General features: G+C 40.5%; 13 protein-coding genes. 5 read left to right on the top strand and 8 right to left on the bottom strand.

Annotation, left to right across the window (positions count from 1 at the left end; genetic code table 11):
* Window positions 1-532 precede the first annotated feature (532 nt).
* Window positions 533-1,018: a molybdenum cofactor biosynthesis protein MoaE gene (locus H6G41_RS02750; protein WP_190743404.1), complete on the top strand. Its 486-nt coding sequence runs from the start codon at window positions 533-535 to the stop codon at window positions 1,016-1,018.
* 368 nt (window positions 1,019-1,386) lie between these two features.
* Window positions 1,387-2,940, top strand: a complete 1,554-nt coding sequence (locus H6G41_RS02755; RefSeq protein WP_190743406.1) for a serine/threonine-protein kinase — start codon at window positions 1,387-1,389, stop codon at window positions 2,938-2,940.
* A gap of 570 nt (window positions 2,941-3,510) precedes the next feature.
* Here the strand turns inward: H6G41_RS02755 and H6G41_RS02760 are convergent.
* The 7 genes from H6G41_RS02760 to H6G41_RS02790 all read right to left on the bottom strand — a co-directional run bounded on the left by H6G41_RS02760 (window position 3,511) and on the right by H6G41_RS02790 (window position 11,974).
* Entirely contained in the window at window positions 3,511-3,708 is a 198-nt protein-coding gene (locus H6G41_RS02760) for an NblA/ycf18 family protein (protein ID WP_096588324.1), read from the bottom strand.
* A gap of 683 nt (window positions 3,709-4,391) precedes the next feature.
* Complete coding sequence (locus H6G41_RS02765) at window positions 4,392-5,120, bottom strand: Stp1/IreP family PP2C-type Ser/Thr phosphatase (RefSeq protein ID WP_190743408.1); 729 nt, start codon at window positions 5,118-5,120, stop codon at window positions 4,392-4,394.
* 30 nt (window positions 5,121-5,150) lie between these two features.
* On the bottom strand, window positions 5,151-6,836 hold the full coding sequence (locus tag H6G41_RS02770; protein ID WP_190743410.1) for an AarF/ABC1/UbiB kinase family protein: 1,686 nt from the start codon (window positions 6,834-6,836) through the stop codon (window positions 5,151-5,153).
* A 191-nt stretch (window positions 6,837-7,027) separates the two neighbouring features.
* Window positions 7,028-7,354 (bottom strand): DUF6825 family protein, encoded by a 327-nt coding sequence (locus H6G41_RS02775; RefSeq protein WP_190743412.1) that lies wholly within the window; start codon window positions 7,352-7,354, stop codon window positions 7,028-7,030.
* A gap of 146 nt (window positions 7,355-7,500) precedes the next feature.
* Entirely contained in the window at window positions 7,501-9,111 is a 1,611-nt protein-coding gene (gene abc-f / locus H6G41_RS02780) for a ribosomal protection-like ABC-F family protein (RefSeq protein WP_242037787.1), read from the bottom strand.
* Between the two features lie 631 nt (window positions 9,112-9,742).
* On the bottom strand, window positions 9,743-10,207 hold the full coding sequence (locus tag H6G41_RS02785; RefSeq protein ID WP_190743414.1) for an EVE domain-containing protein: 465 nt from the start codon (window positions 10,205-10,207) through the stop codon (window positions 9,743-9,745).
* Window positions 10,208-10,321: 114 nt separating this feature from the next.
* A complete protein-coding gene (locus tag H6G41_RS02790; protein WP_190743416.1) occupies window positions 10,322-11,974 on the bottom strand; it encodes a Ppx/GppA phosphatase family protein in 1,653 nt (550 codons plus the stop codon).
* 251 nt (window positions 11,975-12,225) lie between these two features.
* On the opposite strand from H6G41_RS02790, the gene H6G41_RS02795 reads away from it, so the two are divergent.
* The 3 genes from H6G41_RS02795 to H6G41_RS02805 all read left to right on the top strand — a co-directional run bounded on the left by H6G41_RS02795 (window position 12,226) and on the right by H6G41_RS02805 (window position 14,682).
* Complete coding sequence (locus H6G41_RS02795) at window positions 12,226-13,107, top strand: 4-hydroxybenzoate solanesyltransferase (RefSeq protein ID WP_190743418.1); 882 nt, start codon at window positions 12,226-12,228, stop codon at window positions 13,105-13,107.
* A gap of 449 nt (window positions 13,108-13,556) precedes the next feature.
* Window positions 13,557-14,150: a hypothetical protein gene (locus H6G41_RS02800; RefSeq protein ID WP_242037788.1), complete on the top strand. Its 594-nt coding sequence runs from the start codon at window positions 13,557-13,559 to the stop codon at window positions 14,148-14,150.
* A 37-nt stretch (window positions 14,151-14,187) separates the two neighbouring features.
* Window positions 14,188-14,682 carry a TIGR00725 family protein gene (locus tag H6G41_RS02805; RefSeq protein WP_190743420.1) on the top strand — a complete coding sequence of 165 codons (495 nt, stop codon included), beginning with the start codon at window positions 14,188-14,190 and terminating at the stop codon, window positions 14,680-14,682.
* 88 nt (window positions 14,683-14,770) lie between these two features.
* On the opposite strand, the gene H6G41_RS02810 is transcribed toward H6G41_RS02805, so the two are convergent.
* Window positions 14,771-15,388, bottom strand: coding sequence for a Coq4 family protein (locus H6G41_RS02810; protein ID WP_190743422.1), 618 nt, complete (start codon window positions 15,386-15,388; stop codon window positions 14,771-14,773).
* Between the last annotated feature and the right edge of the window lie 27 nt (window positions 15,389-15,415).

Raw genomic sequence — 15,415 nt, forward strand, 5'->3', positions numbered from 1 at the left:
TACCAGCTAGACTTACATTTCCAGGAAATGAAGCCACAGAATAGGCGATTATCTAATGAATTTCACAAACAACTATAATTACTTTAATTATAGTAATGTGTCTTGAGAAACATGACTACGAACTTTCAATTTGATATAAATTTACTTCAATAATCCTATTGCTTTTCCATCAGTAATCCCATAGATTAAGACAAATTTAAACAATGGTGGTCACAAATGGATTGGTGCAAAAAATATCTAGCAAGCGATTTCCAGCGAAAATTTCAAATCCAAATTTGATCAATTCTCATATATTTTGTGAACTTTTGACATGATCATGGACGCAAGTTGTTTTGAGATGGAAAGAGTCATTTGTCATTAGTCAACCTTCAAGCGTCAACCTTCAACCATCCTCCTTTCATATATGGGATGAAAACTTTGGCATTCAGAGAGCCTCTTTTCTCTGCCACAATTTTCCTATTGTTCTGGCAGTAGTTTGCTAGCACTGAAGCGATAGGATGAACAAAGTATATTGATGTATATGAACTCTTTTATGACAAACACACTAAACTTGCGCGTTACCCAAAGAACCGAAGATAGCTTTGCTATTACTTTTGCACCCTTGTCTATGGAAGAAATCTACACCAAGGCTAACGATCCAGCTAATGGTGCAGTAGTAGTAATGAGTGGTATGGTTCGCAATCAAACTGATGGTAAGCCAGTAGTTTCTTTAGAGTATCAAGCCTATGAACCGATGGCCTTACGGGTATTTGCGCAAATCGCTGCCGAAATTCGTTCCCTGTGGCCTGATGTCAATCGGGTAGCGATCCATCATCGCATTGGTAGATTGCAAGTTGGGGAAATTAGCGTGTTGGTAGCTGTGGGTTGTCCCCATCGCAGTGAAGCCTTTGAAGCTTGTCGCTATGCTATTGATACCCTGAAACATAACGCCCCGATTTGGAAAAAAGAACATGGTGAAGATGGTTCTAGTAGTTGGGTGAGTATTGGCGCTTGCGAACAATCACAAGGAAATTGTTAACCTTCCCCAAGCGATCGCTCTAATCGCTTTCTTACTATAAACTGTGAAAAATTGACAGGTAGGTTGAGTTGAGAAATCAAACCCAACAACAAACATCATGGGTTTAGGATCTTGCAAGTGAAAAAATATTTCATTGCTATTGTTGACTGTTGATCGTTGACTGTTAACTGTGAACCGTCAACAATTAACAGCCCTTATTACTATTTATGCAATTTAGACCCGCATTAGCTGATTAATTAGTCACAGCCGTCAGAGAATTTTTACTCCTACTTCGATATTTTTTTTGATAAAACTGGGCATTATTAGCATAACTACGCCAATTGGGAATTGGAAGTTATACTGTTTCAACTTAAAACAAATAAATTTTTATGTCAGATCCCAACATTGGTCGCTTACTTAGCAAACGCTACCAGCTTCAAGAATTAATCGGTACGGGAGCAATGGGCCGAGTTTATCGTGCTAAGGATATTTTGTTGGGAGGAGTACCTGTCGCGGTCAAGTTTCTGGCTTTGTCTATCCAGAATGAAAAAATGCGCTTGCAAGAACGTTTTGAGCGCGAAGCTAAAACCTGTGCTTTACTCGGACAAAAAAGTATTCATATTGTCAGAGTAATGGACTATGGTGTAGATGAAAAGAACACGCCCTTCTATGTAATGGAATATTTGCAGGGCCAAAGTTTAAGTCAACTAATTCGAGCGCAAAATTTGACTGTACCCAGATTTTTGAGTATGGTGCGTCAAATTTGTCTGGGATTACAGTCTGCCCATGATGGTATTCCTGTTGATGGCACAATTTACCCCATTATCCATCGGGATATCAAGCCCAGCAATATGTTGGTAATTCAAGATCCCAGTTTTGGAGAATTAGTTAAGGTTCTAGATTTTGGGATTGCTAAATTACTCCAGTCAGATGGTAATGTAACTAGCTATTATTTAGGCACTCTAGCTTATTCTTCGCCAGAACAAATGGAGGGTAAGGAACTAGACAATCGCTCTGATATTTATAGTTTGGGCGTGATGATGTATGAGATGCTCACAGGTACGATGCCATTAATACCAACAACTTCCTCTTTTGGAGCATGGTATAAATTACATCGTTATCAACAACCGACTCCCTTTGCTGAAACTGCGCCTCATTTGGTATTACCCAAGCAATTGGAAGATTTAGTGTTGAGTTGTCTTGCTAAAGATGCAGGCGATCGCCCGCAAAAGATCAGTGAAATCCTCAATAGTTTAGCTGCTATAGAACAACATTGCTACACACGTTTAACTGTAACACCAAGCAAAGTCCAAAATAATGACGTTGGAGTTAAACCTGAGTTAGCGCTAAAGCCTCAGGTGGACTCAAAACCATCTGATTCTCAACCGAAAATTACTACTAGTTATTCTTGGCCGCAAGGTAAACCAATTGCGGATATTGTTTTTCCCCAAATCATCAATACTAATGGGGGCACTATACCATCTTTGTGGATAATGCTACCGCAAGAGGAAATACAAAAGCGCTTGGTTTGTAAACGCTACAACCAATTTATGTTTATTACTATTCCCCACCCGATGCTGCTGTGGATTACGGTGATTTACAACCGCAAGCATGGCCCTAAATGGTTACCTTACTACCTGGATCTCAAAACTAGTTTCGGTCAAGAAATTACTAATCTCCTAGGACAAACAGGTCACTATCGCCTATTATTCTTTTCCAGAGAAGCCCCAACTAACTGTTCTCATGTCTTAAGTTCTACTATCGCTGCGGCTCAATGTCAAAAACTACAAGAATGGGCGACAAGTAGTCAAGTTTTGATTTCTGCTGCGGAACCCCAAATGAGCAAAGGTTTGCTCAAACGAGAGTATGAAAAAATGAAACCCCAGATTTTAGCCAAGCTAGAAGGAGTAAATACTCATTCTCAATTTGACCTTTCTGGATAAGCTGCTTTTAAGTTGCACAATCCATCGTGAGGGCTGTGGACAGTCAACAGTCAACAGCCTTAAGATCAATCAATTCTCAAACCCATAACTATCAGGGTTTTTGGCTTCCGTGATTTTTTTGTATTATGTTGTAGTTTACATTACTTATGAATTATTCAAGCCTTGTCGGCGAAAAAGTTAAGTTTTATTAATAAAAAACTATATCTAGTTGTAACTTGTATTTATAAAAAATATAATTAGCTACGGTAAGACTTATAGAAGCTGCAACCGTTGAAATTTCTACAATAACTACTCATTACTGAGTGAAGTAGCTTCAATGATTGTGCGTAAATTGTGCCTCAGTTTGACTATCTATATAGTTAACACTCAGATGTTTACTTAGGTAGACTGTCATACTTAGATGCAATAATGAATTTAGCCTAATGGCTATGATTCAATAGATAATTTGATTGTTTATTGACGATTTTGCGTAATTGCCTATCGAAGTTGACGCCCCAGCATCCCCAGCTCATTTCCTCCTTGGAACCAAGCAAGAGAAGGAGGTCGCCCACTGCGACATTAGAATAGAATCTATGCCAAAGTGGAGCCTGAATCTAAGCCCCATTGGTGCTTGAGTAGTTCTTGGTAAGTTGCTTCGCGGACGACCATTTGCTCATAAAGCTTGACTAAAAAGTCTTTGGCTTGGTCATGGCTCATATGTTGCACTTGAGTAGCGAAGGAGCGGATGCTAAATTGCTGTTCCAAGGAAAGTTCGATTGGGCCGTTCATAGTTAACTCCAGAAAAAAACAACGTGTAAAAGTTATCTTGGTTCAGGTTACTAAGGTTCCAAAAGGATAGTATTGGGACTGCTATTCGTTCGACCTTTGTTCCTCTGTATTAAGAAAGATAACAATAGTTTGACGAATTTGCCTACATCCTTATGGATTAATTTTGCCCACTTACTTATGGGTTATTTTCCAGTTGGCTTAGGTTAAGCCTCACTCTACTGATATACAACTGAAGTCTGTCTGGGAATACAGGTTTTTTTAAGTTGTATGGCTGGCTAAACCAGGAGGGTTGATGCCTGGTTTGGGAATGCCAATTTCTCTTAAGATTTGCTTAAGAGGAAGTGATGAAGTAAGTGGGTAAATTATTATATTCTCTATACCTCATTAAGTGCAAGAAGTCAATCTAACAAAATAGAGAAAATTAGCCTCCTTCAGGTAAATAGGAGGCTAGAAATATTTCTATCAAGTTGTAAATTGAAAAAATGCTCAGATTGAACAAATTGCTGAGTATATTTACTAAAATAGTTAGAAGATAAGAGAATTTTCGATTGTGCAAATATTTTTCAATGTTTGGATACCCTGGAAAGGTTACTATTTTTGGCTGTAGGATAGCCAAGCGATGATGACCCCATCTGAATTCAAGTCAGATGTGGCTAGCAGCATTAGCTGAAAACCATTAATTGTTAATTTTCGGCAACAGCGACGATCGCAACTGTGATGTTATCATGCCCACCGTGAGCTTTAGCTGCTTCAACTAGAGATTCGGCGGCTTTTTCTAAAACGGAGTCTTGAAGACAGTCAGCGATTTTTGGCTCGATGAGTTCTTCTGTTAAACCGTCACTACATAAAAGTAAGCGATCGCCTACATTCACATCTAGGGGTTGAACATCGACTTGATGTAAGTCTTCTCGCCCCAAACAGCGGGATAAAACATGACGGAACGGATGATTCCGTGCTTCTTCAAAAGTAATATCACCCAGTTTAATGGCTCTAGCGACCCAGGTATGGTCTTCTGTGATTTGTTCTAATTCCTCTCCTCGTAAGCGATAAAGCCGGGAGTCACCCACATGGGCGCACCAGGGACTCTCAGGAGCGCGAAAAATTAGCACAACCACCGTTGTACCCATATCAGCTCGTTCGGGATGATTTTGCTGATCTTGCAAAATGGCTTCATTAGCTTGCCATAAAGCTTGTACTAGTAGTTCCTGAGAAGACTGAGAAGATTCCCAATTAGCCGTTAAATAGGCTTGAATTTCCTCAGTTGCAATCCGACTGGCTTGCTCTCCGCCGGCGTGACCACCCATACCATCAGCAACGATGCAAAATCGCTTCTCTGGGTCAATATAGTAAGCATCCTGGTTATTAGATCGAATAAGTCCGGGATCGCTAAGACCCGCGAAGTTAAGTTTCATAAATTTATACTGCAATTGATACTGGGAAGATTAATACATACGGTCAGAACGTTCAAGGCGTAAAAGTAAGCGGATGAGTAAAAAAGCGATCGCGGCGGCGATTAAACCGGCGAAAACTGCTAACCAGACAAATTTATTCACCAATAAAATTGTGGCTGAAAGCGTAAATCCACTGATCAGTAAAGCATAGCTGATACCAATTTGGATATTGCTTTGCCTTCTCAATAGGCGTTCCGTTTCCAGAGAACGGACGCGCATCCGCATATCGCCACGTTCTAGTTTTTCTAGTGTATCTTCTAATCTCCGTGGTAACCCAAAAGCAGTAGTACTGACTTGTACTGCTTGGCGACTTAATTCATTGAGGAAGCTATTGCTTTCAGCACCATTCATATTGGTCATTAGCTGCATTGCATAAGGTTTGGCAACTTCCATAAAATTAAATTCTGGATCTAAGCCTTTGCCAACTCCCTCAAGAGTGGAAAAAGCTCGCATCACAAAAGTGAAGGTTGCGGGAAATCTAAATGGTTGATTATACGCTATTTCGTACAGGTCGTCACTGATGGCGGCCACTGATTGGTTTTCAAAGGGCTTATCCATAAAATTGTCCAGCATGTACTGAACAGAACGCCGCACAGGCCCCATATCATCGACTGGAGCGATCGCGCCTAAATCGATCAGGGATTGGACTACGCGATCGCCATCTTTTTGGGCGATACCAAACAGCGTTTGCATCAAGCCTTCCCGGACGTTCGATTTAATCCGCCCCATCATCCCAAAATCGTAAAATATCAAATCGCCATTGGGGCCGACAGCAATATTTCCGGGGTGGGGATCGGCGTGGAAAAAGCCATTATTTAGCAGTTGAATTAGGTAAGCTTGGGCACCATAACGAGCAATAAGCTTGCGATCTAAACCCGCAGCTTCTAAAGCTTCGTATTGGCTAATTTTAATACCGGGGAGGTATTCTAAGGTCAGTACTCGTGACGAAGCGTAACGCCAATAAACTCTCGGTACTTTCACCCAATCATGGCCGCGAAAGTTCCGCCGAAAAGTATCAGCATTACGTCCTTCATTTAAGTAATCAATTTCTTCCCAAAGAATCCGACAGCATTCTTCATAAATGCCAATCCAATCTCTTCCCCGTCCCCATTTGGGATGGTTTTGAAAATAACGGGCGATTCCCTTAAGAATTTGTAAATCTATTTCAAATAATTTTTTTAGTCCCGGACGCTGCACTTTGACAACTACAGCTTCGCCAGTATACAGCACAGCTTTGTGGACTTGTCCCAAACTCGCAGCAGCTAGAGGAATCGGGTCAAAATTCTGGAAAAGTTCCGGAATTTTCTTACCTAATTCTTGCTCAATAATTTTTTCTACTTGTTCGTAGCTAAAAGCTGGGACTCTATCTTGTAACTTTGCCAGTTCTTCTACATACTCAACCGGAAATATATCAGCACGAGTAGAAAATAACTGCCCAACTTTGATAAAGGTAGGCCCTAAGTCGAGTAGGGTATTGCGAATCCAGATAGCTTGTGCTTTCCGCCTTGCAGCTTGTTTAGCCTCAGTTATACCGCCAGGATAACTCCAAGCTTTGTTATAACGCCAAAGCTTGAACATTAAGGTCAAAACAAAAGACCAAATATCTATAAAGCGCCGTCTACTAGAATAATTTTCCCGATTCCAACGGTATGCCTTATCTGAATAACCTTTTTCCATATTGTTTGCGTACCGTTGGTTTTTAGCCGAATCACTTGGAAGAAAAGACACTCTGATTCCTAAACTGTTTGCGATCTAATGTCATTTGTCTTGGGTTTTTTGGTATTTGTACATAAATTTTGACCAATGACCAATGACCAATGACCAATGACCAATGATTAATATGCTTCCTAGTGGATTTTACTCAACACTTAGACTGAAGTACTACGATACTTTTGCAATTCGGTACGTAATAAGGCGATTTCTGCCCGTAGTTCATCGATCATTGCTTGCAAGTCCACAGGCTCAGATCCACTGGGGCCGCGTACTGTGGTAGTTTGACCAGTACCAGCAGCCTCTGCGGCTCGATTTGCTCTTTCGAGAACTTCATCTGTAAACTGGCGTAATTGTTCTCTAGCTTCGGCGTCAAATTTGCCCAGTTCGCTTAAAGCATCAGTCAAAGCGACTTCTAAGCGTTCGTTGACTACTTCAGCTACAGCTCTACCAACAAAAAAGGCTTGCAAAATTGGGTTACTCATAAATTTTTGTTACGTCTGTCCGCAAGAGAATTATAACTTGCTCGTATGCTTTGCGGCTTCTACTGTGGAGATATAAATTGGCTGGGCGATTTTAGAATTTAGCAAAAATTAAAGTTGTCTATTCGTAGTGAGGATTTTAGTCCTGACTACAGTGTCAGTAATTCTCGATAGTAAGCTTCTGGTGTACTGGGTAAATAATTTGTCATTTGCAAAGCTTGGTTGCTCAACTTGAAACTTTGAGTAATGTTGATGCGGCTGAGAAAATCTATATCGTGGGAAATAACCCAAAGGGCACCTTGGTAATCGTTGATACCTGTGACCATTTGGTCAACGGTTTGAATATCCAAGTTATTTGTCGGTTCATCGAGAATTAACAGGTCGATTTCACAGATGCTAATAATGGCGATCGCTAATCTGGCTAATTCACCCCCACTCAATACCGATGCGCTTTTGTGAACGTCATCGTATTTAAATAGAAAGTGTCCTAGCTGTTGACGCAGCAGTTGATAGCTGAGGCTAGGATTTGCAGCTTGCATATTTTCCAGAATCGTCTGCTGGCGGTTGACGATTTCATAGGTTTGGTCGAGGTAGACGGCTTTCATGGCTGGTGCGAGTAAAATCTCTCCAGAATCTAAAATTGCTGTGTGCGCTTCCCTTCCTAAGATGGCTTTGGCGAGAGTCGATTTACCTGAACCGTTCGCGCCCACAATGGCGATGCGATCGCCTGATGTCACATGCAGTTGTATATTTTGTAGTAGTAGCCTTTCTGATACCCAAAGATTTGCATTTTGAATATCAATTAAATTACGCCGCTTTTGAACTTTTTCAGCTAACTGGATGCTGGTTGCTTTCGTGGTTTTTACTTTAGTTTCTGCTACTTTTTCGGTAGCTTTGGCTACAGCTATTTCATGTTTCTTTTTTGCATTCCCTGCTGAAGCCTCGGCTTTAGTTTTAATCAAGCCTGCTGACATGCGGTCAATACTACCATTAAGGAAATTAGCACGCCCACTGCGGTGGGATTGAGCGGCGCGTTGCTGTTCTTGCATCGCTGTGGTTTGAGTGCGCTTGAGTTCTTTTCTCGCTACTTCATGAGATCGCAAGGCTGCTGCTAACTCTATCTGTTTTTGCTGGCGATATGCAGAATAATTACCCCCGTACACCTTCACACCCTCAGGCGTAAGTTCCCAGGTAACATTTGTCACCCGATCTAAGAAAAATGGCTTGTGGGAAACGATGACATAAGCGCCAGGGAAATTTTGCAGAAACACACTTAAACTTTCTAGCGCCAACAAATCCATGTGGTTTGTTGGTTCATCAAGTAAGAGTAAATTTGGTTCTTGCGCTAAACCAATCGCGAGAAATAGTTTTGTGAGTTCGCCGCCACTTAAATTATTAATTGGTAAAGATAAATCAAGGTTAGTGTGAAATTGTGTCTGTAAAATTTCCTCAATATTCCACCATTCATCTGAAGTAGAACTCAAAAAATTGAGTACTGTCTCTGTAGTAATAGCTTGTTTGATGGTACTGATTTGGGGTAAATAGTAAACAACACCATGACGGGAAACCGAACCTTGATTAGGACTAATTTGACCTGCAAGTATCTTTAATAAAGTGGATTTACCTACACCATTACAACCAACTAAAGCAATCTGTTCTCCCATGCAGATATTGAGATGAACTCCCTGAAATAGAGTTCTATCTAAGCCGAGTTTATAACCGATATTCTCAGCTAATAAAATTGAATTTTTATGCATCATAAATTCAAAATTTAGTTATGCAACATCTAATCAAATGCACGTTGAAATAGTAGGGATATACAGATGGTAATGACACACCATAAAACAGGGAAAATCATCAGTTATCCCTAGATAAAATAAACAAAATTTTGTTAAGTTTCGTTAAATCATTAGTCTTTTTATACTTAGATTTGAGAATACGGTGCGTTACACTGCGTGATAACACACCCTACTGGATTGATCAGCCTAATTTGGGGTAAAAAAATTTGTAGAGAGGAAGAAAGCAGAATACCCAACAATCTGATATTTGGCTAACTTGCTAATTTTTTGATAAATTTTTTGACCCTGTTGCGTTTCGGCAACACTTTTTGTGACTACTTCATGTCAGCTAGATTAATTGAGGCGTTTTTAGATTTAACTTTATCTACATCTGACGATAACACATTTCCTGAAAGATATTCAAGATAATTCTCAACTTAGTACACAATTTCATTAATTCATAGCGAATTGGCTGGGGAAATACTCTGCGAAACTTTGCGCTAACCTCCGCGTTCCTTTGCGTTTAAAAAGTACGCGCTTCGGGGCATGGCAGTGCCAGTGCCCCTACAATCAACGATAATCTGAATTTTGCTGCGCTACCAGATACCCGATTTTATGCAGAAGTCGGGTATTTGATTGCTAAAATCTTTTGAGCCACGTTTTCTGGAACCGGCATTACTGATAAGCGATTTCCATTTCTGACTAAAAGTAATTCTTCAGGCGTAAACTTTTCTTTCAGGGTTGCTAGAGATATCGGCTGGGTGAAACTTTCCACAAATTCTACATTAACTGTTTGCCATCGAGGAGATTCAGGGGTTGATTTTGGATCATAGTATTTGCTGGTTGGCTCAAACTGCGTTGGATCGACAATATCTGTTTTACTAATACGCATTAACCCAAAAATCCCTGGAGGATTACTATTTGAATGGTAGAAAAATGCTAAGTCTCCTATTTGCATTTGGCGGAGAAAGTTACGCGCCTGATAATTACGAACGCCGTCCCAGATAGTCTCTGTTTGTGTTTCTAAATCACTGAGGCTATAAACTGCTGGTTCGGACTTCATTAGCCAATAATTCATCTATTTTACGGTCTTTATTTCATTATTTTAATATACGCTGAAGAGAGTGCATTAATCTGGTTAACGCACTCTTGAGTAAAATTCACATTTTGCTGTTAATATCAACTGACTAATCTATGAGCTAACGGCAACTGCAAAAGGTTCTAAAATGGTAATTAATTTGACATTAAATTCTGCATCAAATACAGGCTTTTTGTAATCTAAGCTCCAGAGTTCTAAGGCACAATCATCGTCAGGATGAGCGGGGTAAACACGCAATTGTACTTCCTGGATATGGGGATAATATTCGCATTGTATGCGTTGAATTGCCCCAATTTGCCGCCGATCTAGGGCCACTGCTAATCGTAATATTGCACTCAATTGGCTAACGATTTGGCGTTGCTGTTTGGTGAGTAGGTTGCGGAAATTTTCGTGCTTTTTCTTGGGTGGTGATTTGCGATGATATCGGGCTAAGTTGGCTATGATTTCAATTTCGGTTTCGGTATAACCGAGTAATTCACTATTACGAATTAGATAGTAAGAGTGTTTGTGGTGAGATGAATGGCTGACATAGTGACCGCAATTATGTAAAATTGCTGCTGCCCATAGTAATTGTCGTTCTTCTATGCCCCAGAAATGTAATTTATTTTGTGTTTGGTCAAATAAACTGAGGGCAAATTTGGCAATGCGATCGCAATGTTCTAAATTAATTTGGTATTTATTGGTGTGTTTGAGTACACTCCTCTGGCGAATTGAACTTTGAAACCGCAGTTTATCTTCAATTAAACCGTGGGCTAGCATCCAGTCTACGATTACACCTTCACGCAGCGCCCGTTCGCAAATTGTCACTGATTCTACACCCAAAAGCGTCATAGCTTCCTGTAATATTACTGCGCCTGCCAGTATAACTTCTGACCGCTTCTCTGGCATACCAGGTATGACACTGCGTTCGATGTTAGTTAGTCTCCGCAAGCGATTTACCCAATCTCGTAAATCTTTGAGGGTTAATTGATAACCGTTGAGTGTGGAAGGGACAAAACCTAATTTTTCTCTAGCATTAATTAGGGCTAAGGTTTCGATGGTTCCGGATGTACCAACTAAACGCGGTGTTTCACCAAATTTGAGGTTTGCTAATACTTCTTCTACGGAACGTTCTAGCATTCCCCTGGCGTAAGCTTGGAGGTACTGAAACTCTGTGTTACTGATGGGGTCAGTTTTGATTAACTCGGTAGTTAAGCGCACTGCACCAATTTTTGTGCTGGTGAGGGTGCGGGGTTCGTTGCTATCCCCCAAAATTAATTCTGTGGAACCACCGCCAATATCGACAATCATGTGCGGTTGGTTGTTAAATTCCATCCCCGACAGTACACCCAGGTAGATGCGTCGCGCTTCCTCTTGTCCAGAAATCAAGTCAACGCTTAAACCTAAATCAACTACTACCTTGTGAAGAAAATCTTTACCGTTGGGTGCTTCACGCACAGCACTGGTGGCTACAGCTACTATCGTTTCCGCGTTGAAAGTTTTGGCAACTTTTTGAAAGCGTCCTAAAGCCGCGATCGCTTTTTCTATGATCTCTGGTTTGAGATCGCCGGTGACTAAATTGCGATCGCCTAATCTCACCGTTTCTTTTTCTCTGGCAATAATACTAAAAGCCGGTAGTGTAGCGTCAATTTTTACTACTACCATGTGCAGAGAATTTGTACCTAAGTCAATAGCCGCAATAATCCGGTTTTGCTTCACTGTCTGAGTCGGAAGGCTCACGCAGTTAGCGGAAACTAAACTGAGCATCTAATTTTCTCTCTTTTAAAGAAGAATTTTAAAAACTGGTGTTTTAGGAGAATCAAAGTTGCATGGTTAGCAACTTTACCTGATTTCAGAAGATTTACTATGGTACTCACAACTAAATTGACCTTTTAGAGGTATCTAAAGATGCAAGTTTAGGTTGTGTTTTTACAAATAGCAAATAAAGATATTCTATAGATGTAAAGATGTGTGAATTCATCTGGCCAAAGCAATTTCTTTATTTCTTCTTCACTTCTATGGTAAAAACGCCCCTAAGCAACACCGAACCGGTATGGCTTGTGATTATTCGGCTTTTGCGATGGCATAAACCAGAAGGCCGGTTAATTTTGATGATTCCTGCCCTTTGGGCTGTATTTTTAGCAGCCGCAGGTAAACCACCTTTACCTTTAGTAGGGGTAATTATCTTGGGTACTCTCGCTACAAGTGCGGCTGGTTGTGTCGTCAATGATTTGTGGGATCGGGATATCGATCCAGAGGTGGAAAGAACGCGCGATCGCCCCCTAGCAGCCCGTACACTGTCAATTAAAGTCGGGATTGCGGTGGGGATAGTAGCGCTAGCTTGTGCGGCTGTTCTGGCGTTTTACCTCAACCCCTTAACTTTTTGGTTATCTGCTGCGGCTGTACCAGTCATTTTGTTATACCCAGGGGCGAAACGAGTTTTTCCCGTACCCCAACTGGTACTGTCTATTGCTTGGGGTTTTGCGGTATTAATTAGCTGGAGTGCGGTGACACAAAACATCTCTCAACCAACTTGGCTGCTTTGGGGTGCAACTGTATTATGGACATTGGGATTTGATACTGTTTATGCCATGAGCGACAAGGAAGACGATCGACGCATTGGTATTAATTCTAGCGCCCTGTTTTTTGGTAATTACGCCCCGTTAGCTATTGGTATATTCTTTGCTGGCACAATTGCTTTACTGACTTACTTAGGTATTGTCATCCATCTACATATTGTTTTTTGGATTAGTCTAGTAATTGCCACAATAGCTTGGATTTGGCAATCAATACGTTTAAGTCAGCCAGATTTACCTAACTCTATTTATGGTGAAATGTTCCGACAAAATGTCTGGATTGGTTTTATATTACTAGCAGGGATGATTGCAGGTTTTGTGTAATTTTCATTAATAAACCCTAACGGGTTTTACGGAGAAGTAACTAGTAATGATTTTTCAAGAAATTCTAGGGTTTAGCATTGCTAAACCCCTACAGCAGATACTGTCTAGCGTATAAATTCATCACCATTTCTTTGTTAAATACTGATTTAATTCATGATTGCATATCATGAATTTTTTTTTGCACGAAAAAATCCTGTCCCTACAAATGGATATTTGAAAATATATATCCAACTAGTCTTGAATAATTACGAATTACGAATTATAAATTACGAATTATTAATTGGTATGACTAGGGATTCTTTGAAGATTTACTTTAGATTGCTTCATGAGAATTTCACAAACACAAAGTTTTTACAGATAATAAATAAAGTTTTCATCAAGTTTGTGTGTTTATATCCGAAATTCTACGGCTTTAGTTTAGTAGTTGGATATATAACGATGAATGTCTTATGTACCCGACACTGACGAAGCGATCGCATTTTGTAAAAATCGCCATGATAGTTTTATTCTCCCTTGGTAGCCTTGGTGTGGTTGGAGGGAGTTTTCTGCTCAGAAAAGCTTTTAGCAGTTCTAATGTACCGGAAATAGTCAGCGATACATCACGTTATGCAGCAATACGTAATGAACTCATAGGTTATAGCTACCCAATAAAACATTTTCCGGATACCATTCCTAATAATTCAAAAGATGTAAAAATTGCTTATTCACCAGGGTTTTTACAGGGTGGAAGTTTTTTTCAAGTCAGGTTGAAAGAGTCACCAGACAAGGTAAAACAATTACTTTCCCAATATAAAAGTGTTGCTAAGTACCGTTATAAGGGTGGTAATACAAATGACCACGTTAACCAACCTGACGGAGTACCGACCACATTCTTTTATACTAGCGAAACATCAGCAGATTCTTTTCCCCCTAGCTACGAAATCTTAGTATTGGATGTACAAGATAGGGGTAAACCTGGCTTTAAATGGAATCATGGTTATAGCTATGGTGTAGCTATTGATAGTTCCACCTCTGATATTGTTTATTGGAGTGAGCAGTGGTAAAGAATAATGTTGACTGTTGACTGTTGACTGTTGACCAATGACAAAAATAATAATTGGTATCATGGGGCCGGGAGAACAAGCAAAAGCACGTGATTTGCATAATGCTGATGAATTAGGTCGTCTAATTGCTCAACAAGGCTGGATTTTATTGACTGGCGGTAGAAATGCGGGGGTGATGGATGCAGCAAATCAAAGTGCAAAATCGGCGGATGGGTTAACGCTGGGTATTCTTCCAGGATGCGATCGCAATAGCATCTCTAACTATGTAGATATTGCCATCTTCACCGATATGGGAAGCGCACGCAATAATATTAATGTTCTCTCCAGTAATGTTGTTATTGCTTGCGGTATGGGTGCGGGAACGGCTTCGGAGATTGCTTTGGCTATCAAAGGAAATAAGCCAGTAATTTTATTAACTGACGATAGCGAAAGCCAAGCCTTCTTTAAAAAGCTGTCGCCGGATAATGTGTATATAGTTGAGAGTGCGGTGGATGCGATCGCAATTGCTAAGTTATTAGTCAATAGTCAGTAGGGGCGGGTTTATGGAAAATCGTCATGGATATTTGAGGATATTTGTGAACTCGCCCGTACAGTTGTCAGTGGTTATCTGAACGTGAACCTCATTGGCTGCGAGAAATTTCGGGTAAACCTAAATGCTTTCTCACATCATTAATTGGTTCTTGCCAATGGTCTTCAAAGGGGTAAGCTAGGAGGAAAGCAGCTTGTTTACCTAACTCTTTTCCTTTTTGCTCTTTCGCAGAAATGGCTTTGGCTTGCTGGGGCGCGAATATGGGATAAAGTAATCTTGCGATCCAAAGGCTGTTTGTTAAAGAATTACTGTAGTTTTGGGTAGCTGCAAAAGCTAGAACGCCCATCTCTCCTGCATAGCTGGTGTCGAAACCGAGCAAAACATGAAAAATATCGTGGGTAATCACGTATCGCAGGGCAAAAACATTGCGTTTAGCAACTTCATCCAGTTCAGGACTCACCGTCAATGGCTTGAGGTTGTTTAGCTGCATGTGATCCGCATATTCTCGCCCAAAGGAACCGGGAGGATATTGACTGAGTTTTTCTAAATCTATTCTTGGATAATAGCCCGCAAGCGATCGCAATTTCTCCGCCACCTCTGGAGCAACCTTTGCACCGAGAAAATCAGACTTCAGTAAGGCGAAATCTCCCATGTTGCCAGAATTTTTGGCAGCTAACATGGCTTGGAATTGTTGCAGTTTTTTCCACATGATGACTCTCCCATAATTTGGGTAATG

Source organism: Tolypothrix sp. FACHB-123, assembly GCF_014697075.1.
Taxonomy (GTDB): domain Bacteria; phylum Cyanobacteriota; class Cyanobacteriia; order Cyanobacteriales; family Nostocaceae; genus Aulosira.